Source organism: Desulfogranum marinum (assembly GCF_016918565.1).
In the GTDB taxonomy this organism is placed as follows: Bacteria; Desulfobacterota; Desulfobulbia; order Desulfobulbales; family Desulfobulbaceae; genus Desulfogranum; species Desulfogranum marinum.
Window position 1 is genome coordinate 1 of record NZ_JAFFQD010000011.1, and the last position, 21460, is coordinate 21460.

At 46.3% G+C, this 21460-nt stretch carries 17 protein-coding genes and 1 tRNA gene; 13 read left to right on the forward strand and 5 right to left on the reverse strand.

The window, feature by feature from the left end:
- Window positions 1-1036: 1036 nt before the first annotated feature.
- On the reverse strand, window positions 1037-1195 hold the full coding sequence (locus tag JWH17_RS07965; RefSeq protein ID WP_205222069.1) for a hypothetical protein: 159 nt from the start codon (window positions 1193-1195) through the stop codon (window positions 1037-1039).
- Window positions 1196-1555: 360 nt separating this feature from the next.
- On the opposite strand from JWH17_RS07965, the gene JWH17_RS07970 reads away from it, so the two are divergent.
- Window positions 1556-1828 carry a hypothetical protein gene (locus JWH17_RS07970; RefSeq protein WP_205222070.1) on the forward strand — a complete coding sequence of 91 codons (273 nt, stop codon included), beginning with the start codon at window positions 1556-1558 and terminating at the stop codon, window positions 1826-1828.
- A 94-nt stretch (window positions 1829-1922) separates the two neighbouring features.
- Here the strand turns inward: JWH17_RS07970 and JWH17_RS07975 are convergent, their stop codons facing one another.
- On the reverse strand, window positions 1923-2291 hold the full coding sequence (locus tag JWH17_RS07975) for a hypothetical protein (RefSeq protein ID WP_205222071.1): 369 nt from the start codon (window positions 2289-2291) through the stop codon (window positions 1923-1925).
- Between the two features lie 313 nt (window positions 2292-2604).
- Between JWH17_RS07975 and JWH17_RS07980 the strand changes: the two genes are divergently transcribed.
- A complete protein-coding gene (locus JWH17_RS07980) occupies window positions 2605-3315 on the forward strand; it encodes a BRO-N domain-containing protein (RefSeq protein ID WP_205222072.1) in 711 nt (236 codons plus the stop codon).
- Between the two features lie 636 nt (window positions 3316-3951).
- Here JWH17_RS07980 and JWH17_RS07985 read toward each other — a convergent pair.
- Window positions 3952-4027 (reverse strand) — tRNA-Phe (locus tag JWH17_RS07985).
- Between the two features lie 63 nt (window positions 4028-4090).
- Entirely contained in the window at window positions 4091-4861 is a 771-nt protein-coding gene (locus tag JWH17_RS07990) for a hypothetical protein (protein ID WP_205222073.1), read from the reverse strand.
- Window positions 4862-5129: 268 nt separating this feature from the next.
- On the opposite strand from JWH17_RS07990, the gene JWH17_RS07995 reads away from it, so the two are divergent.
- The gene (locus JWH17_RS07995; protein WP_205222074.1) at window positions 5130-6020 is read left to right on the forward strand and encodes a response regulator; all 891 of its coding nucleotides are present in this window, start codon (window positions 5130-5132) and stop codon (window positions 6018-6020) included.
- A gap of 811 nt (window positions 6021-6831) precedes the next feature.
- A complete protein-coding gene (locus JWH17_RS08000; protein WP_205222075.1) occupies window positions 6832-7806 on the forward strand; it encodes a vitamin K epoxide reductase family protein in 975 nt (324 codons plus the stop codon).
- Between the two features lie 18 nt (window positions 7807-7824).
- Here JWH17_RS08000 and JWH17_RS08005 read toward each other — a convergent pair whose 3' ends face one another.
- Window positions 7825-9108, reverse strand: coding sequence for an O-acetylhomoserine aminocarboxypropyltransferase/cysteine synthase family protein (locus JWH17_RS08005; protein WP_205222076.1), 1284 nt, complete (start codon window positions 9106-9108; stop codon window positions 7825-7827).
- Window positions 9109-9436: 328 nt separating this feature from the next.
- On the opposite strand from JWH17_RS08005, the gene JWH17_RS08010 reads away from it, so the two are divergent.
- The 9 genes from JWH17_RS08010 (at window position 9437) to JWH17_RS08050 (ending at window position 21439) form a co-directional block, all read left to right on the forward strand.
- Complete coding sequence (locus tag JWH17_RS08010; protein ID WP_232370979.1) at window positions 9437-10435, forward strand: BMP family protein; 999 nt, start codon at window positions 9437-9439, stop codon at window positions 10433-10435.
- A gap of 59 nt (window positions 10436-10494) precedes the next feature.
- The gene (locus JWH17_RS08015; RefSeq protein ID WP_205222077.1) at window positions 10495-12048 is read left to right on the forward strand and encodes an ABC transporter ATP-binding protein; all 1554 of its coding nucleotides are present in this window, start codon (window positions 10495-10497) and stop codon (window positions 12046-12048) included.
- Window positions 12049-12056: 8 nt separating this feature from the next.
- On the forward strand, window positions 12057-13106 hold the full coding sequence (locus tag JWH17_RS08020; protein WP_205222078.1) for an ABC transporter permease: 1050 nt from the start codon (window positions 12057-12059) through the stop codon (window positions 13104-13106).
- 2 nt (window positions 13107-13108) lie between these two features.
- On the forward strand, window positions 13109-14050 hold the full coding sequence (locus JWH17_RS08025) for an ABC transporter permease (protein ID WP_205222079.1): 942 nt from the start codon (window positions 13109-13111) through the stop codon (window positions 14048-14050).
- Between the two features lie 135 nt (window positions 14051-14185).
- Entirely contained in the window at window positions 14186-15466 is a 1281-nt protein-coding gene (locus JWH17_RS08030; RefSeq protein ID WP_205222080.1) for a cytosine deaminase, read from the forward strand.
- Window positions 15467-15656: 190 nt separating this feature from the next.
- A complete protein-coding gene (locus tag JWH17_RS08035) occupies window positions 15657-17906 on the forward strand; it encodes a sensor histidine kinase (protein ID WP_205222081.1) in 2250 nt (749 codons plus the stop codon).
- On the forward strand, window positions 17903-18265 hold the full coding sequence (locus JWH17_RS08040; RefSeq protein ID WP_205222082.1) for a response regulator: 363 nt from the start codon (window positions 17903-17905) through the stop codon (window positions 18263-18265). The genes JWH17_RS08035 and JWH17_RS08040 overlap by 4 nt, the downstream gene beginning before the upstream one ends.
- A gap of 383 nt (window positions 18266-18648) precedes the next feature.
- Entirely contained in the window at window positions 18649-20700 is a 2052-nt protein-coding gene (locus JWH17_RS08045; RefSeq protein WP_205222083.1) for a PAS domain S-box protein, read from the forward strand.
- Window positions 20690-21439, forward strand: a complete 750-nt coding sequence (locus JWH17_RS08050; protein WP_205222084.1) for a PAS domain-containing protein — start codon at window positions 20690-20692, stop codon at window positions 21437-21439. Before JWH17_RS08045 ends, JWH17_RS08050 begins: the two co-directional genes overlap by 11 nt.
- Window positions 21440-21460 lie beyond the last annotated feature (21 nt).

Sequence of the window (21460 nt, forward strand, 5' to 3'; positions counted from 1 at the left end):
TGAAAAAATAACAGCGTCGCTTCGCTCCGACCACCTGGCCAGTTTCACTGGAATAGGTGGCCGGAATCACGTGGACTGACTGGCCGGTTTCGACTGGAATGGGTGGCCGGATTCAGTGGAATACGCAGCTATCCCTTCTCCATACTCTGTGCCTGCTGTTTAACAACGTTGAAAATTAACTTACATAGGTAAGCCTTCACCTCGGCAAAATGATAATTTTGTAATTTTTTTCAGTTTTTTATGGCCGTGGCTAGTGATATCTATCTTTGTGGAATATTTTTTTGCTTCTCCCTATCTCGAGACAGCCTAAGTCGCAACGAGTATCGCCAGTAACGATTTATCTTCAACACGATCCAGATTTCCCTATGCAAGCGCATATTGACGGAAACAGTACCAGAGCTACTCCTTATTTAAATCAGCAGCCAACCCTCAAGGCCTTATATTAAATAACTCTCTACCTCTTACCACTACATTTATGCCCCAGCAATTATCAAAAATACCCACGAGGATATATGTAAAAATACGGAACTACAAAGTAGTGTACTACAATGAGACGCATAGGCACCTGTATTCTTGCTCCATTTAGGGAGAGGAAAAGAACAGGGGGGCGTCAGATGCACTCAAGGTTGAGCTTATCTCTTATATCGACTCAATGAATCGAAAAAACAGGCCATTTACTTCCTACTGGTTATTGCTGAAAGTGTTACAAATGTTATCAATAATTACTTCACCCACCGGGTTAAGCATTGACCTGTTGTTACATTTACACCAATGGTTGAAATGTCCACAGCGCACACACCCTTCAATATTTCTCTACAAATTAATCAAATCACTACATAAATGAAGAAAACATCACTCCCCTAGTGGTTCGCCATTATCGCATTTTCGTTTTTTCCTCCAGTCAAGCGCCATTGCCTGGACGTGCAAGGTTATCGGGGTATCCGATGGTGACACGATCAAAGTACAGAGAGGTAGTGAGAAGGTCAAAATGCGCCTCTATAGCGTTAATGCTCCCGAAAGCAAACCACCACAGCCATTAATGCTTGACCATGCTACCCTGTGGAATGGTGTCTTTTTGTTCATCCACCGTTGGTGTAACAACCATTGATACCTTGTGGAATGGTTGACTGGTAGCAGATCCACCGATACAGATGAACGCAGACTTGCGCCTATCTCTTATACACCATTGCATCATTGCAGTTGCCCCCAAAGATGGGGCCATTTACTGGGCGCATATCTGCGTTTAGTGCACTGCCACCCGGGCAAAGGAATCAATAACGGATATGATATCCACGTACTCAGCCAATCCAAAACTGGATCCACTATCACCTGATACCCTGCCACCATTCCACAATAAACTATCTTGACGAACCCTTGCTGATAATGTAAACCTGAAGATCCTAAAACAAGCATGGTGCAATAGACCGGCACCTAAAACCAGGTCTATTTTTGTTTCAAATACAATTTGCATCGAGTGTCGGGTAGCCGTGAGGCCCCGGAAGCCATGCTTGGCTTTAGGATCACTCGATGCATTTTTTTATTTGGAGGAAGTAATATGTCAAGTTCATCAGGAATGGCACGCAAGATTCAAAAACAATTTGATTCTGTAGACTTTTACGAGATGCATGGGGAAATAAGTTCAAAGGTCTCGATACTGCAACACCTAATGATTCACGGCCGGGATAGTGAAGTAAATGCAGAAGTGCTTTTTGATTTAAGTTACTTGGTAGCTGATATCAACCAGAGCCTGGATAAGATGGCCACAGTATGCGAATATACTCAAGACTATTTTTATTGGCTAAATGAAGAGCGTAACCATACACCCTAACCTGTAATATACCCACACCTTCCCCGGGCAACGATGTTGTTGCCTGGGGATATCCTGACAGCCACACCATTACCCTGCATAGCCAAGAAAATAATCATAGTGGACTTTTCCACCGTTGGTGTGAAAGTAATAATGTTTTGCACCATTCTAGCACTGGCCTTGGCTGTGACTTCGGCTGTTTAACCGGGGTAGCTTCGCTGTGGGATTTTTCCACAATGCTTTCCTGTTCTTCCTCTTGGTTTTTTGGTTCGGGTTGGGTTGGGTTATTTGTTCCATTGGAACAAATACGTTTTTTCTCTCCAGAGATATCAAGCGACCTTTGTCTCAAGGCTTCTCCACTCACCACATCACCAGGAGCCGCCCCTTCATTAACCCTCTGCGCCAATGCTTTTGTAACCGTTGCTGTCCCGGCTCCGCAATTGTTTTCCTCCAAGCATTTGGGGCCCAGGGAAATTTTTTCCACGGCCTCATACACTGATAACCAAGGAAAATTTTCCTTGGTTAAATATACCGACGCTAAAGGTGAATCTCGACCTGAAATCCTCCTAAATAAATCACAAACTCTTTGTGTGGCTATTAGTGTAAGAATAAGTACATGGTGGTTTGCCTCTTGTAGCTAAGCCCAAACTGGGACCCAGTAAATCAAATCCAAAGGCTGACAGCGTAGCCGGTCCTTATCATGTCATGGTAACGTGAATAGCCAGACCGTTAACCAGGCCTGATGTAAGCATTACAACTGCAAGCGCATAAGAAATCTATATCCAGAGAGGTGAAGCGTGAAAGAAATTACTCTTTTCGACTTCGAACAACAGAAAATAAGGACAATCACTATCGACAACGACCCATGGTTCGTGGCGAAAGATATCGCAGTCGCCCTAGGGTACACAAACCCAAGCAAAGCAGTGCGTGACCATTGCCAAAAACCGCAACCGGTAGGGCTGAACGATTCGTCCACTCTTGACTCGCAAACCATAATTATCAACGAACCAGACCTCTACCAATTAATCTCTCGCTCTAAACTTCCAACGGCTCAAAAATTCGAAGCATGGATTTTTAAAGAAGTCCTTCCTGCAATCCGTGAAGCAGGTGGTGCGTACATGACTGCTGAAAAAGCAGAGGAGCTTATCCTTAACCCCGACCTTGTTATCGGTTTAGCTCAACGGATCAAACAGCTCCAGACTGACAATACAGCAAAACAGAAACAAATAGAAGCAAGCACCAAGTCCATAAGGGTTAGGGAGTACGTTAAGGTGATATCGAGTCAGAGTGGCGTAGCTATAGGTGAACACGTGAAACCAGAGCTTAAGAGGCCAACCATGGAAGAGGTACTACTAAAAGAAATGCAAAAGCTGCAGGGGATCAATGAGGCGATCCTGCAGGAGTTGAGAAATCTTACATCGATATTAACCACACCAGTGCGACGGATCAGTGTTGACGAAAAAGCACAACGGACAATTAACCAAATCAAGCACAGGTTTCAACCATGAGATGAGACAGGGAAGATATTACCCTCTTTGTGGTTCGCCCTTATCGCTCTTTCGTTTTTCTGCAGTCTCCTGCCATTGCCTTGACAGGAAGGGCTGTCGGCTATTGCTGAGGGTGTAGGCCTTGATGCAAAAACAGGATGCCCCGTAACGGTATTACCCTGTCTGAGGGTAATCGGTGGGGAGGATGTTCCCGCGGGAGCGATGCAGAAGAATCCCTAACGGTCTTTGCTCCCCAAAATGGGTGAGCAAGCTATAAGGGGAGGATAATCCTCTTTAAAACCTACTTCGACTTATCACCCCATCTCCATTCACCCTTCTCACTTTTTTTGCAGATAAAAATGAATATCCGGGGCTGGATGATTGAATAAGGGATGTATAACGCCAGGGAGAGTGATAAACAGAAGGTAAGCAATGAAAACCGTCCACCCTTGCCATGTGGTTGGTAATCCCACCTCAACACCGTACTTCTTGGCCGGAAACCAGACGTCTTTCTCTTGGTTGCTCAACATATCAAGACAAGCTTCAAAAAAAGTCTAGTTCGATACAAATTGATAATTCTTGACTATCCACATGTAACCGGCATGTAACCAAATAAAAAAGCACCTAACCCCAAAAGGGCTAAGTGCTTGATATAACTGGTGCCGGGACCAGGATTTGAACCAGGGACACACGGATTTTCAGTCCGTTGCTCTACCGACTGAGCTATCCCGGCACCGCAATGTTGAGGCCACTTATTTATCAGAAATAGCAGGCCCCTGTCAACTGTTTTTTTGATCTATTGTTCATCTTCGGTAAACAATTCTCCGAGGTCAACATCGAAGTTATCGAGAGCAGTACCTGTTTTCAGGGACTTAGTTGAAGTTTTACTGATCTTGGCCGTATCAATTTTATCCAGGTCCAGTTCATCTAAAAGCAGATCCTCCAACCCGAACGCTTCTTTTTCTTGGCCTATCCCGGTATCTGGTTCTACCTTATCGACAGCCAGCTCCTCCAAGCCTTCCAGAGCAGCAGGCGCAGGCTCGAGATCGGACTGCGTAACAGAAGTTTCTCCACTGGGCGGTCCTAGATCCGAGATATCCAAATCACCGAAATCGATAGTTGGCGCTGCCATCTCTTCCGGTTTATCCTGTTCTTTCTCCCCTAAAGAAAATTCTTCCAGAGGTGCAGCCTCCTCTAGATCATCCAAATCCAAGATTATTTCATCATTCTCATCGATTTCAGGTTCATTGCTATCAAGGACAATATCGTCAAGATTAAGTACCAACTCTTCGTCATCCTGTGACGTATCACTCCCCGCCGCTACAGTATCATCAACTGCTTCCATGGGAGGAAAATCGAAGTCATCGTTGTATTCATCCGCTTGATCGATCACCTCCGTCTCAGGCACATCTGGTTCTACAGGGGCCTCAAAACGTAAAAAGCTAGGAACAGCCGTATCGAACACGGTGCCATTGAGCCCACTTTCAGCCTGATTGACCGACTTATGACATTTCTTACATGTTTCCAAGTGATCAAAAGAAATATAGCCGCATTTTGAACAACGCATAATCTTGCCTTTTTATTAAGAAAACAACACGGCCCCACATATACATGGAGCTCGCTTTCATTCCACTTGTGCATTATCGCACAAGAAATAAGTTAAAATCAAGCGACGATGACATTTTCTTTCTTTTTTATTGCTTCACAAGGCAAATTTACAATTGCACCTTGCATCCCCTCCTCTGTAGCCTATAATTATTCCAATATTGGCAACACTACGTTATTTATATATTTTCAATATGCAAACACCTACGACGCCACCCAAGTGGAAAAACATGTCGCCATCTACCATCCTTGCAGTGGATGACAACCCCTCCACACTGCACATGCTGGCTTCTATTCTTAAAAGTGAACAGTACCATGTGCTCACAGCCACTGACGGTATCGAGGCCATGGAGGCTTTGCAACAACACGGCCAGAATATAGATACCATCCTCCTCGATCGTATGATGCCGAATATGGATGGCATGGAGGTCACCAAACAGGTATTGAAAAGTCCAACCCTGAAATATATTCCTATTATCATGCAAACAGCAGCTGATAAGCCGGAAGAGATCATTGAAGGCATCAAGGCGGGCGTTTTTTATTATTTGACCAAACCCATAGAACGGAACATGCTGTTGTCCATCATTGCTTCTGCAATAAAAGAAACACGACAACGCAAGGTACTTGAAGCGGAAATGCGCCGCCACAAAATAAGCTTCGGCCTGGTGGACGTCCTTAGAGGTCGCTGCCGTACTCTTGATGAAGCGGAAAGCATGTCTTCCTTTCTTGCTAACTGCTTTCCCGATGCTGAACGTGCTCTTACCGGTATTTCAGAACTCCTCTTCAATGCTGTTGAACATGGCAATCTTGGCATCAGTTATGAAGAAAAAACAGATCTTATAAATAAAAACATCTGGAGAGAGGAGGTTGAACGCCGCCTTGACCTACCGGAATATGCTGAAAAAACAATAACGGTGTTTTTTGAAAAACGGGAAACCACCTATTATTTGCAAGTTACTGATCAAGGTAAGGGATTTAACTGGAAAGACTTTATGGGATTTGACGCCTCACGTGCTTCGCACAACCATGGGCGTGGCATTGCGATGGCCAAAATTATCGCCTTTGACCGGCTCACATATAATGATGAGGGCAATCAGGTTACTGCGGTTATGAAAAAATAGGCTCCGACTTTTGATAATTGCTGAAGCTAGCCCATTCCACGTACAGGAAACTCACAACCTGAATTGCCTTTAGGTTTCTCAACTACACATCTGATACCTACACTTACCCTTACATCATGAAAAGAGAGAAAGAATGTAGCACAAAGACCTTTATCGACATCAGCTGTTGAAATAGATCTACCGAGGGCGGTAGATATACCAGAATCAAAACCTGTTGCAAAGCTACAAGCGAACTTTGCGACGAACAGTCTATAGAAGCACAACATATTGACTTTATTTAATAAAAATATGCATCAATTGAAGCAATTGAAAAATCGACCACCAAAGAAGAAAAAACATCACAAATAGCACGACAAACCAACCTGATCAAGCTGATGTCAGATGCAGGAATCCAGTGACAACCTGTACAAATTACAATAATATAGTACGATTATCCTAAAGGTTGGTTATTCTATGCGAGCTGCTTGTAAAATAACCACAATAAGTTATGCACTGATACGATCAATATCTCTCTCAACTCAATGATGAAATTCCGAACGTGTGCATTTTTGCCATTTTTTTCGTCATTATACTGCCCATATCTTCCAGGGCAGATACAAGCTTTTCAGCTACAGATATTTCCCTTTTCATGCAGCCAGCCAAAGGGTTCGCCAACTACCACCTTTTCCAAGCCTCTCAAAGAGAGGCACCCAATCGGTTGGCAGCTCTGTACCGGCAATTTGCCTGGGAGCTTGGCACACCGTTTCCAATACCAGAATTGAGCTTTTTTTTAATCAAAAGTAACACTTACCCCTGTTCCCTATAGATTGCCATGTACTATTCCCGACCCAAACCATTTTTAAAAAAACTCGGATTCCTCGCCCTTTTTGCAAGCATTATAGTCCTGGTGCAAATTTGCATTATCCTTACCCAGGGTGACCCACTTTGCTTAAATCAAGGATGCGAAATCGTAGAGCAATTGAACAAGGTTCCGCCGCTGTTTTTTAATCTCGCCGGTTTTGTATTTTTCCTGATTATTTACTGGGGAGTACGGATGACTAACAGGGGGTCCTCCTCTGCACGTGCGCTGGTACTTGTGCTGCTCACCGCAGGAATGGGTGCAGAGGCCGTACTTGTAGGTTTCCAATACCTTATAGCCTGCACATTTTGCTCTTATTGCCTCTTCATCTGCGCCTGTATCTTCCTGCTGAATATACTTGCCGGATGGCGACAAGCTTTACGCGGTCTGGTTGTCTTTTGCGCTGTGGCTGCCGCTTTTTTCAGCCTCGACTTCCGTGCACCAGCAGAGCAAAATCTTTCTTACCAGGATGGTATTATAGCAACACGGCAAGGAACCCAGGCCGAACCTCAACTCCATCTTTTCTTTTCCTCAACCTGCAGCCACTGCGAAAATATTATCCAGCTGCTTGCTCCCCAAGAAAATCTGACAGTGGCCCTGCATCCCATAGATGCGGTTGAGGCCATCGACATGCCGGGGATCAAACAATCAGCGACCTATTCCACTGCTGCCAATCGAAATTTTCTGGCATCACTTGGCATCAATGAAGTACCGGTTTTGCTGCTGCAAGAAAATGAGCAATATTCCGTTTATCAGGGTGAGCGTATAATTCAACAACAAATCAATAAACTGACCATGCCCCAGGGAAAGGAAGAGAGCAAGGAAGAGCAAAATCTATCACAAACCAGTTCCCAAGATGCAGGACTGAATATGAGCAGTGACGGTTGCTCGGTGGAAGAAAATTGTGAAGACGGGACAGATCTTATTCCGTCATTATCTGTCCCGTGAAGAAACAGCAGGAAATGATTACACGGCCTGCAGCGCTTGGTCTAGATCCCAAAAAATGTCTTCGATATCCTCCAGGCCAATGCTGAGTCGAACCATATCAGGCTGTACACCTGCCTGGATTAACTCTTCAGCCTCAAGCTGGGAATGGGTTGTGCTTGCAGGATGAATGGCAAGACTTTTTGCATCCCCCACATTGGCAACGTGGCTAAACAAACAAAGATTATCAATAAATTTCTGGCCTGCTTCCGCACCGCCTTTAATGCCAAAGGTCAGGATAGCCCCAGCTCCTTGGGGTAGATACTTTTGCACCCGCTCATGGCTTGGATGAGAGGTGAGCCCGGGGTACGAAACCCAGGCAACCTTTTCATGCTGCTCGAGATATTTTGCAGTCTTGAGAGTATTAGCCACATGTTTTTCCATGCGCAAACTCAACGTCTCTACCCCCTGGGTAGTCAACCAGCTGTTAAAAGGTGCCTGGGACGCACCAATATCTCGCAATATCTGTACTCTGGCTTTTAATATAAAAGCTGCTGACCCCAAATCGGAATAGACAAGCCCATGATATGACGGGTCTGGTTCAGTGAAATTAGCAAACCTACCGCTGGTCCAATCAAAATTACCGCCATCAACCAGCATTCCCCCGATGCTTGTCCCATGTCCGTTTAAAAACTTGGTGGTACTGTGCGTTACAATATTTGCTCCCCACTCTAATGGTCGGCACAAGTAGGGTGTTGCCAGCGTGTTATCGATCGCAAGTGGAACATTGGCAGCAGCAGCGATTTTCGCTACCTCTACAAACGGAAACACGGTCAAACCTGGATTTCCCAGCGTTTCGCCATATATTAATTTAGTATTGGGCTGGATAGCTTTGGCAAATGCATCGGGATCTTCAGGATCTGCAAAGCTGACTTCTATTCCCAGACGAGGCAGAGTGTAATGCAACTGGTTGTAAGTACCGCCGTAAAGACTACTGCTGCTGACAATATGATCACCACTGCTACAGAGAGTCAAAAACAACATGGTCTGCGCTCCATGCCCACTGCTTGCCGCCAACGCGCCGACGCCTCCCTCAAGATCAGCGAGACGCTGCTCCAGCACGTCAGTGGTAGGGTTCATGATCCGTGTATATATGTTGCCGAACTCCTTAAGCGCAAAAAGATTTGCAGCGTGTTGGGTATTTTTAAAGGTATAAGAGGTCGTCTGGTAAAGAGGGACGGCTCTGCTTCCGGTCGCCTCATCGGCCACCTGTCCTGCATGAAGCTGACGGGTATTAAACCCAAACTGTCGTGAGGTATTTTTCATACATTTCTCCGCTATGAAATAGAAATTTCCTAGATGCTGATAAAAACAATACGTTTCTCTCAACACCTGTCAAGTGTAATGGAGAGCACCTTCACTCCAGACGTTCTCCCTGGAGAAATCGGCACAATGTGAGACAAAATGTTTTTGGAAAATTCGCTCCGCAACCGACTTTTACTCAATCTTTTGTCGATACCACAAAGTATATTTCACTTCAGCAACATGAAATAATTAACGGGAGTGCATCTTTTTTCATTAAGCGCGCCCCTAAAAATGAAAAATTTGCTACAATCCCAACTTCAATCTAAAAATACAATCAAGGAGCCCCATCATGAAACACCCCCCTTTTTTGAGGACTGTCCTTATCGCTCTCTTCTGCACACTAATTATGGTACCGTGGCCGGCCATGGCAAAAAAAATTAAGGTTGCCGGTATCTACACCCAACCTATCCAGCAAAAATGGGATGCCTGTCTGCACAAGGCACTGACCAAGATCGCCGAGGGTGGTACTATTGAATATGTTTATTCTGAAAAAGTAGCCAACACCGATTACATCAGGGTTCTGCGAGAATATTCAGAATCCGGGGTAGATCTCATCATTGGCGAGGCTTTTGGTATTTCCAGGGATGTTCGGAAAGTTGCGGACGATTATCCCAAGATTGCCTACCTCATGGGAGACTCCTTTGGTCCCTACGGAAGCAACATGGCCGTCTTTGACAACTATATTCACGAACCTTGCTACCTGATGGGTATGATTGCCGGCAAGATGACGAAAACCAACAAAATCGGTATGGTAGGCGGCTATCCCATCGGTGAGGTTAACCGGCTGTTCAACGCTTTTATGGAAGGTGCCAAAGCAGTAAATCCGGCAGCACAATTCAAAGTCTCTTTCATCGGCGCCTGGTACGATCCCCCCAAGGCTAAAGAATTTGCCTATGCGCAGATAGAATCCGGAGTAGATATCCTCTACGCAGAACGCGCCGGTGTGGTTGATGCAGCACGTGAAAAGAACATTATCGCTTTTGGCAATGTCAACGACATGAACAAAGAGGAAAACGGAACCGATGTGGTCGTTACCTCTGCTCTTTGGAATATGGAACCGGCTATTGCCCATGCCATTGAGAGGGTAAAAGCGGGTACTTTTACTGCTGAAGATTATCGAGAATGGACCATGATGGCCAAAGGCGGCGCCTCTCTTGCTCCTTTCTATGAGTTTGAATCGAAAATTGATGCAGACGTTCTGAAAGAGGTTGAGCAAAATGCAGCCGCGATAAAAACAGGGCAACTGACTATTACCATCAATGACAAAGAACCGAAGTCAACCTTCTGATTCTACCGTTTCAGGCCATGGCGTTTTTTTACTCCATGGCCTGAACCCGATTACGCCCTATGAGTTCAGTAGCCTCTCCTGTCCTACAGCTTCACAACATCACCAAAACCTTTGGTTCTCTTGTTGCCAATGACAACATCTCCCTCACCCTGAGACAAGGTGAGATGCTCGCCTTGCTTGGTGAAAATGGTGCAGGCAAGACGACTTTGATGAATATCCTTTTTGGCCATTATGTAGCCACACAAGGCCATATTGAAATATACGGCAAACCGCTTGTCAAAGGATCACCCAAAGCAGCACTGGCAACAGGAATAGGAATGGTGCATCAGCACTTCACCCTTGCTGAAAACATGACTGTTCTCGAAAATATCATACTCGGCACAGAACCTATTTTTCGTTTGCGGCATCATCTCAGTACGGCCAGAGCAAAGCTGCTCAAGCTCTCCATGCAGTTTGCCCTCCACGTGGACTGGAATACGCTTGTTAAAGACCTTTCCATCGGCCAACGCCAAAGAGTGGAAATCCTGAAGGCACTCTATCGTGATGTAAAAATTTTAATTTTAGATGAACCGACAGCTGTCCTTACCCCACAGGAAAGCGACAAACTTTTCACAACCCTTCGCCTGCTCACCGGCAAAGGGCTGTCAGTTATTTTTATAACCCACAAACTCAAAGAGGCGCTCTCCGGTAGCGATCGGTGCGTAGTGCTGCGCCATGGCCGTGTAGTCTATGAAACGGCCACCAAAGGCATAAAGGCGAGCACACTCGCCAAGGCAATGGTTGGCGGCGCCTTGCCGGAAATTAAGAAAAAAAAATCTACAACCTCTTCGCAACAACTGCTTTCATGCAGCAACATTTCAATTTTCGGCAGCCAGCACCAACCTCTTCTGGACGGAATAAATCTGCATCTTTTCAAAGGCGAAATCCTAGGGATTGCCGGCGTTTCCGGCAACGGACAGATGCAGCTGGCCGATATGCTAAGCGGTATGCAGGCTCCAGACAGCGGAGAGATACAACTGGAAGGTGAGCGTATCACTCACCATACGCCCCGAGAAATGATGTCAGCAGGAATCGGTCGAATCCCGGAAGATCGCACCTCCACCGGCATCATAGGCGACATGCCGGTACGGGAAAATATTGCCTTGGAACATTATCAGGAGCCGGGCTTGTCACGCTTTGGTCTGCTTAAGTTCGGAAGTATTGAAGCATACGCAAAGGATCTGATAAAAAAGTTTGATATCCGCTGTCCCTCAACTGAAACACCGGTACGAAACCTTTCCGGAGGAAACATTCAAAAGCTCATTCTTGCCAGAGTTCTTTCTCGAAAGCCCATTGTCCTTGTTGCCAGCCAGCCTACATGGGGATTGGATGTCGGTGCAACAGCCTTTGTCCACGAACAACTTCTCCAAGCAAAGCTGGAAGGATCCGGCATCCTGCTCATTTCTGAAGATCTAGATGAATTGTTGCAGCTTTCAGACCGTATTCAGGTTCTGTACAAAGGAAAAATATCAGCACCGGTATCACCGGACCAAGTGAATGCAGCTACTCTTGGCCTTGCCATGAGCGGCCATTTGGAAGAATTTTCTCAACAAATAGGCCAACCAGCGCCCTAAAAAAAGATATGCGACTCGAACAACGCGAAAACATTTCCCCTTACCTGCGCATTGCAGCTCCGCTGCTGGCGGTACTGGTCGCCTTGGGCTTCTGCAGTGTGCTCATTCTATGGTCAGGCCACTCACCGCTGACTGCTTTTTTGTTTCTGCTCAAAGGTAGCCTTGGATCTAAATTTGCGATAACCGAAACCCTCACCCGTGCTACTCCGCTCATTTTCACAGGGCTTGCCGCAGCGGTTGCTTTTCGGGCACAGCTCTGGAACATAGGGGCCGAAGGCCAGCTTTATGCCGGCGCCTGCATGGCAACCCTGCTCGGCACAGGTATGCTCCCCCTACCGGGCTGGTTCATGATCCCCTTCCTCTTTCTGGCCGGTGCAATAGCAGGTGGGCTTTTACTCCTTGGTCCCACTCTGCTCAAAACTTGGTTTTCAGTGGATGAAGTGGTAACAACCTTGCTGCTTAATTTCATTACCCTGCTCTTTGTAAATTGGCTGGTATTCGGCCCATGGAAAGACCCCATGGCCATGGGTTGGCCCCAGGCTGCTCCGGTGATAGACAGTGCGGTTTTACCTATTCTGTTGCCCAAAACAAGGTTGCACGTAGGCTTTATCATTGCCCTTGCAAGCGCAATGATCACATGGGTGACACTCCGTTTTTCTCGCCTCGGGTTTGAAATCAGAGCTGTGGGACATAACAAGCATGCCAGCCGTTTTGCAGGTATTCCGGTCCGGAAGACCATCCTCTTTACCGCTTTTTTTTCAGGTGGTCTGGCTGGATTTGCGGGGGTCTCAGAGGTATGCGGTCTTAAAGGCTACCTGACGCTTGACCTTTCCCCCGGGTTTGGCTACTCAGGTATTGTGGTGGCCATGCTGGCTGCGCTACATCCCCTGGGAGTCGTCCTTGCTGCACTGTTTATTGCCGCAATATCCATCGGCGCAGACTCAATGAGTCGCAGCCTTAACATCTCCAACTATATTGCCGATGTAGCCACTGCAGTTTCTCTGTTAAGCGTGCTGGCAGCAATGCTGTTGGCCCGTTTTCGATTGCGTTGGAGGTAGAGATGGATATCCTGCTTTTTTTTATGGAAACCGGTTTTTGGATTGCGACCATCAGGATGGCAACGCCCCTTATATTCGGCACCCTGGGTGAATTAATCTGTGAGCGTGCCGGAGTACTCAATCTCGGCATCGAAGGCATCATGGCTGCCGGTTGCATGGCGGGATGGACATGGGTGTATTTTGGCGGAGATTTATGGGGCGGCGTTTTGTTTGCCGCCTTTATCGGTGCCCTGTTCGGCTTACTCCATTCGCTCTTTACCGTCCACCTCGGCCTTTCTCAGCACGTCACAGGACTGGGAATCACCATGCTGGCAGCGGCACTTTCTTCCTTTGTCTTTAAGATGCTTTTGCCCAAGGCAACCACGCCACCCAAAATCATCCCTTTTGCCAACCTTGATCTTCCCTGGCTGGCTGATATCCCTTTCCTTGGTCCGATCCTGACCCACCAATCGCCACTCACCTTGCTGGCCTTTTTCTTGGTTGTCCTTGTCTCCTACCTGCTATATAAAACACCGGTTGGCCTCTCATTACGAATGTGCGGGGAAAATCCCCTTGCTGTAGAAGCACAAGGATTGTCCGTATACACCATCAGAACAGGAGCCGTGGTTGTTGGAAGCAGCTTCATGGCAGTCGGCGGAGCCTTTCTCACCCTATCCGCCTTTGATGCGTTTTACATAGGCATGGTAAACGGCCGCGGCTGGATCTGCATCGCTCTGGTGGTATTTTCTTCGTGGAAACCTTGGAAAGCACTGCTTGGTACCATGCTGTTCGCAGCTTTCGATGCCATGCAGATGCGGGTTCAACAACAGTCGGCCATGGTCATCCCCTACCAATTTTACCTGATGCTACCCTATATTTTTTCTATACTTGCCATGGTTATAATGTCGAGGCGGGCTGCCTACCCAAAAGCCCTGCTGATTCCATTTAGAAAAGGCGAACGTTAGCCCGGATTTCTCATGAACTTTTTGTTTTTAAACTCAATTAATTGATATTATTGTTTAAAGAGTAATTGTACAATTAACAGTCTGTTTTTCGTTTTCATTCAAAAAGTTCCCCCTTCGGGTTAGAGGTACATACACATGATCGACCTGCTCATCACCAATGCGGTTGTGGCAAACTTCTCCGAACCAGTTGACATTGCCGTTAACGAGGGCTTTATTCTTGATATCGGTCCATCACTGTCCCACCAGGCTTCGCAGCACATAAACGCAGGCGGCCAATTGGTAAGCCCACCGTTTGTTGACAGCCACTTCCACATGGATGCCACCCTTTCCATGGGCCTGCCAAGGATGAATGAGAGCGGCACCCTGCTGGAAGGGATACAGGTGTGGGGTGAGCTCAAACCTTCTCTAACACCAGAGGCAATCAAAGCCAGGGCCAAACAACTGCTCTCCTGGTCCATAGCACAGGGTACGCTTGCTATCCGTACCCATGTGGACGTCACCGACCCCACCCTTATGGCAGCACAGGTGCTACTGGAACTGCGCAAAGAAATGCGTCCCTGGGTTGACCTACAACTTGTTGCCTTTCCTCAGGACGGTATACTCCGCACTTCCCAGGGCAAAGCATTACTCCTGAAAGCTCTGGATCTTGGCGTTGATGTTGTTGGTGGCATCCCCCACTTTGAGCGCACCATGGCACAGGGCAGAGAATCCGTTCGCTGGCTCTGCGAGGTCGCTGCTGAAAAGGGGCTTATGGTGGACATGCATTGTGACGAGAGTGATGATCCTCTCTCCAGACATGTTGAAAGTCTCGCATTTGAAACCCATCGACTTGGACTTGGAGGAAGAGTTACCGGCTCACACCTGACCAGCATGCACTCCATGGACAACTACTATGTCAGCAAACTCCTCCCTTTAATGGCAGAATCCGGGATGCATGTGGTTTGCAATCCATTGGTCAACATTCACCTCCAGGGGAGACACGATACGTATCCCAAACGCAGAGGACTGACCAGAGTACCTGAATTGCTTCAGGCCGGAGTGAACGTGGCCTTTGGTCACGACGATATTATGGACCCCTGGTACCCCATGGGCAGCCACGACATGCTTGATGTCGCCCATATGGGGGCCCACTGTCTACAAATGATGGGCACCTCCCAACTTACAACTCTTTTTGAAATGGTCACAACCAGAGCAGCCAACATTTTGCACCTTAACAACTACGGAATAGCACCTGGTTGCAAGGCTGATTTTGTTATTCTCCAGGCACAGAGTATCTTGGATGCCATTCGACTACGGCCGGCACGTTTATTTGTTATCCGCAACGGAAAAATTATTGCCCAGACGACTCCAAAAGAAACCACGGTCTTTGACGAAGACAAATTGCAAACAGTTGACTTTCAGCTCCATCGTAATTGATACCATAGGTGCTTACATACTTGACTCAAGCGCCCTCTTAGGGCACATGCATAATATTGATGGGTATAGTGTAATTACATTCTTCAATCGACTGCGGTAAAAAGATCATCTTCCACGCCCAGGTACATGGTGAGCACGGCCGATAGACCAGCACTTACGAATTATCAGCAAAGGACACCCTGCAAACTTCATGCGTTCAGATAGCAAGATAGGCTTTCTCTCTTTTCGTAGTGTACCGCTGAAGATATGTGCTTCCATCCTTCTAATCGAAGGTATTTTCCTCTTCTTTCTCGGATTTTATTTTATAGAATCGTACACTCTTGAGATTGATAAAATCACTCAAAACAAACTTGCCCAACCAGGGATCCTGATGTCCCAGCAGGCGTTGCACTTCCTGAAAGCGACCAACCAGAAGCTGATAGGACAACTCATTCAAGAAGAAGTTATAGAGTGCCTGGTGATCAACCCTGACGGCACAATCCTTTTTTCTGCAGATGCCGATAAAAAAGGAAAACCTTACCGAAATTATTTACATGAAAAAGAAATGGCTCTTCCCTTTCAGGCTTTTCAACAGTTTAACACCGTCAGCTACCGCGACGTGAATGACAATGCCTTTGTTTCCAGCCTGGCACCCCTGACAGTAGATGACCTTTTTTTCGGTAACCTTTTCATTCGTATCTCAGCGAAACATATTGAACAAAAAAAACAAAATATTCTTTACCTCTTCCTCATAGGCAGCATAACAACCCTTCTCTTGACTGTGATTGCTGAGGCAATATTTATTTATCACCTTATTGTTCCACGAATGGAGTCCAGCTTTGCGAGTCTGTCCCGTATCGAACGGGATCAACTTTTTGTGCATCAAGAGATTCCCCCCGGCCCTCCTGACCAAATAGGCCTCTTTATCCGCCGGATCAATTCCATTTTGTCTAATATCACCAGTAATAATAAAGCACTTAAAAAACTTTTCATTGCCGGTGAGCAAATCGCAAACACTGTTGACAAAAAAATGCTCTACGCCATGTCCACAGCCATTGTTTGCCGATTTTTTAATGTACAGCAAGGGGAACTAGACCAGCTAATCGAGGGTGAAATTGAAAGTTTTTATCACCAGTACCCAGACATAGGCACCCTTACCTGCAGTGATGATAAACGCGCACTTTTCCTGTCGCTTCCTAATCCCCATAAAAAAAATGAATTTTTATGGGCAAAATTCTTCCGTAAAGACGGGGGCGTAATCGAAGAAACGAGCAACCCTGTCTACCTGGATCACCTTTCCCGCCTTTTCAAAAATGCAATCCGTCGCATCAGCGCCTTTGAGGAGATCGCCCAGGCTGAGGAACGTTATCGTGAACTTTTCAGTTCTGCAGTGGAAGGTATCTTCAGGACCACCGAAGCAGGACGATTTGAAGTCATCAATCCTGCATTAGCTGCCATGAGCGGCTATGATTCACCAGAAGAAATGATGCAAAGCATTACCGATATAGGCAGCCAATTTTATGCTAAGCACGGTGATAGAGAAGCTATTTTTGAAACCCTTCTCAGGGAGAAAAAAATTGTTGATCGCGAAATCATGTTTCGCCGTAAAGATGGCTCCGTTTTTCCGGCTGCGGTATCTCTCCATTATGTCAAAAATACTCAAGGAGGAATTATTGCCTACGAAGGACGTATTGTTAATATTGAGGAGAGAAAACTGCGGGAGCAGGAAGAACAAAACCGTAAGGCCGCCGAAGCTGTGAGCAGGGTCCAGTTAAACATGGTCAGCAAACTGGAAAAAAATGAGCAGCAGCTTCAGCAATCTCTGAAAGAAAAAGAAATTTTGCTGCGTGAAATCTATCATCGTACAAAAAACAATATGCTGGTCATTATCTCCATGCTTAAACTGCAGCTTGGTGAAATATCGGACCCAACCACTCTTTCCATATTCCAGGAAACAGAAAACCGGATCAGAGCCATGGCCATGGTCCATGAAAACCTGTACCGCTCAGATAGCCTGGTTGATATTGACCTGGGCGGCTATCTCACGGAACTTATTTCAGCGTTGGTCAAATCCATGGTGATAAAACAGCACATAACCATCGAAGCAGAAACCGAACCGGTCCCCATTTCCATTGACCATGCTGTGCCGCTTGGCCTTGCTGTCAATGAAATCGTTACCAATTCCCTCAAACACGGTTTTCCCGACAACCGATCAGGCTCCATCATTCTCCACCTTTGCCAGTCAGCAGAGAATGTGATACAGTTACGCGTAAAGGATACGGGTATAGGCATTTCGGCATCCTTTGATTTTGAAAAAAACAGCTCCTTTGGCCTGCAAATTACAAAAAATCTCATTCGCAAACAACTACATGGGACGATCACCATGCGCCAAGACAACGGCACGGAAACCGAGATTCGTTTCACAGAGCCGGAGCGGATTCAACGCATACTCATATCATGAAAAAAAAAATTCTTATTGTCGAAGATGAGATACTCATAGGGATGATGCTGACCGAAAACATTAAGGATTTCGGCTTTATCCCCTGCGAAGTTGCTACCAGTGCAGAGGAGGCCCTGGAAGCGGTAAAAACTGAATTACCGGATGCCATTTTAATGGATATAAGTCTTTCCGGAAACATGGACGGCATCGAGACGGCAAAACGCATCAAACAAAAAAAGGACATCCCAATCCTGTTTTTCACCGGCTACCAGGATACCCAGTTACTCGAACGTGCTGCCGCAACCAATCCTTTTGCCATTTTAGATAAACTCGGTCCACCAGAAGCCATAAAAGAAGCCCTGGATGAAATTTTCTCCTGATCGTCTCTCCTGTTCTCTTTTTCGTTTTCATCTCTTCTGTCACATTACTCTGCCCCACCGTCCTACGATCACATTAAATTTCACCAGCAGGTAATTGCCACCGGCAATCGACCAGCCCGAATTCGGGCTTGACCGATAAAAGCCCTTGACGCTTACAATCCGTCACGAGCGCTGCCGTTCATCGAAGATTTTTCTTTTTGATGGTAACCTCACATATATTCGGCCGAAAAAAAATCGCATTTAAAGCTGGCCCATTCACTGCATAAAAATCCCCATATGCAATATTATGTGCTATTTTGCAACACTAGTGTTGCAAAAAGTGTTGTTTGCCACATTGTGCGCAACACATATGCAACCAATGTCCATAACCCACCCGGTACCTTATGCACAACATTACGCAACGCATTCAACTTCTCGAGCAACGCTGCAGATTGCTTCGCTCAATTTGTGAATTCAAAGTTGGGCACGCGTCCGATCAAGAGGAGCCGTTTATCCTCAAACAGCGTGGTACCCGCTTACTCAACGATCAGGAATACTGTTTTATATGGGCTGCCAAAAGAGGCAACGGTACCAATCCGGTCGAACCACTCTTTGCTGCCGGCTCGACATCTCTTTCATCCGAAAAAAGCCTTGCCCTTGTCAGCCGATTTTTAGAGGATAACCCTGAAGATAACCCCGTCGTGCAGGCACTGGAAAAAGGCGAGCCAATCCGGGCAAATAAAATCACCCCTCATACCGGACAGCAACCGCTTGACACCATCATAAAAGCAACCGGTACCCAGAGCTACATATCGTGGCCCCTTATTTCCAACAACCACGAGTATGGTGTTCTTACCATTCATTCCACAAACCCAGATGGTTTTACAGGCTCTGAACTGGACTTTATAGCCAATGTCATGGCTGACATTTCGCTGGCTCTCTACGTTGACGAAACAGCAAAACGACTGCGCAAAGAAAGGGATTTTAACGCTGAAATCGTCGACACAGTTCAAGCCCTTCTCATTTCGCTGTCGCCCTGTGGCAATATTCTATCATTTAACCAGAAAGCACAGGAAGTTACTGGATTCAGCGAGCACGAAGTTAAAGGGAAATACTGGGTAGACGTGCTTATCTCGCCAGAGCTTCGGATTAAAAGCCAAAAAGAGTTCTCAGGGTTACTTCAACAAAATGGCTCAGATATTAATTTTCAGACAGAACTCGAGACACGTAATGGTGAAAGATGCACAATAAGCTGGCACGGCTCCTTTCAACCCAACATAGAGCAAGGCACAGTTGGCCTTGTCCTTTTCGGCATTGATGTCACCAGTGAAATGGCAGCTGAAAGAGAGCGAGAAAACGCCCTTGCCCAATGGAACAATATTTTTAGTGCGATGCAGGACCCAGCCCTTGTCGTGTCCGAAGACGGCGTTATACTTGATATAAACCCTGCCACCGAATTTGCGGCCAAAAGAAAAAGAAAAGACATTGTTGGCAAGGGGGTATGCGAGATCCTCCATGGCGGGAGATCTCCGGGCGCCATCTGCCCACTGGAAGCTATCCTCCTTGACAAAAAAAACAGGGTTTTTGAAACCGAACTCAGGGGCCTCCAGGGCAATTACATGATGACTATCAGCCCCTTAAAAGAATTTGCAGGTAAAACCGGGGTCGCCTTGCTTTTGGCAAGGGATCTCACTGAGGAACAGTTAATGAAAGCCGAGGCCTTACGTTCAGCGCAACTCGCTTCAGTAGGGGAACTTGCAGCCGGTGTCGCTCATGAGATCAACAATCCCATTAACGGAATCATAAACTATGCCCAAATCCTCAAAGATTCATCCCTTCAAGAGGAAGAAGCAAAGCGCTTTCTGGACCGCATTATTAAAGAAGGAAAACGTATTGCCGGTATTACTAAAAACCTGCTTGATTTCTCACGCAAAAGAGAGGAAGAGCCTGAACCGGTTAACGTCATAAACTTGATTAAACACTGCATTGAACTTGTGCAGCACCAATTCACCATAGACGGCATCACCATTGAACAGCAGCACCCCAACGACCTGCCAAATATTATCTGCAATCCTCAACAGATACAGCAGGTATTTCTGAATATTTTCAGCAATGCACGCTACGCACTCAACCAACGCCAAGCTAAAGGCGACCAAAAAGCCAAATTGCTGCAGATCCATACCCATGCCACCCGTATCGACGGAAAAAACTATGTTGAGCTTGCCATAACCGATAATGGAACCGGGATTGAACACGAAATTATCGATCGGGTAATGGATCCGTTTTTCTCCACTAAAACCAGTGGCGAAGGAACGGGCCTAGGCCTTAGCATTAGTCATAGTTTAGTTCAAGACAACCATGGCCTTTTTCGTATCCACAGCGAACTCGGCAATTACACCACGTTATTAATTGACCTGCCAACCATTGACCAAAGGGGCCAAAGCCATGTCGGATAATCAAAAATTATTTCTTAAAATAAGTGTCCTGTTCTCCGCTGCTGCCTTTGTCCTTTTTTTAATGGATATACGCCTGCTCAATGCTGACAATTCAAGCCAACTCCTCCCGTTTCCTCTCTTTTCCATCATGGTGATGACGCTGTTATGTATCACCGTCATCTTTGCTACCAAAAAAACCACAGACACTCTCTACGAAAAAATAAGGGATTACCAGAACCAGCTTAATGATGTCAGCGAAGGCCTGAAATCTACTACCCAGGATCTCGAGGAACGGGTAGAAAAACGAACCTTCGAGATATCAGTTGCAAACGCTTCACTTAACAGAGAAATTGCCGAGCGTATCCAGGCAGAGACCGAAACAAAAAAAATAAAAAGGCAGATGGAGCTTATTTTAGAATCGGCCGGCGAAGGTATTTTCGGCCTCGATAACCAGGGGAATGTTACCTTTGTCAACAAGGCAGCTTCGATTATGTTAGACTGGTCACCCGAAGAGCTGATCGGCAAATCCCACCATGATCTGGTACACCACAGCTACAAAGACGGGCAGAGCTATCCTGTTGAAGAATGTCCTATTCACAAAGCTTACAGGGACGGAAAGGTTCACTTCGGTTCAGACGAACTTTTCTGGACAAAAGAGGGAAAAGCCTTCCCTGTTGAATACACGAGTACACCGATCGTAGAAAACAAACTCATCACCGGAGCAGTTGTAGTCTTCAGAGACCTGACAACCTTTCGTTAATTCCAGTTACAGGCATCCAAG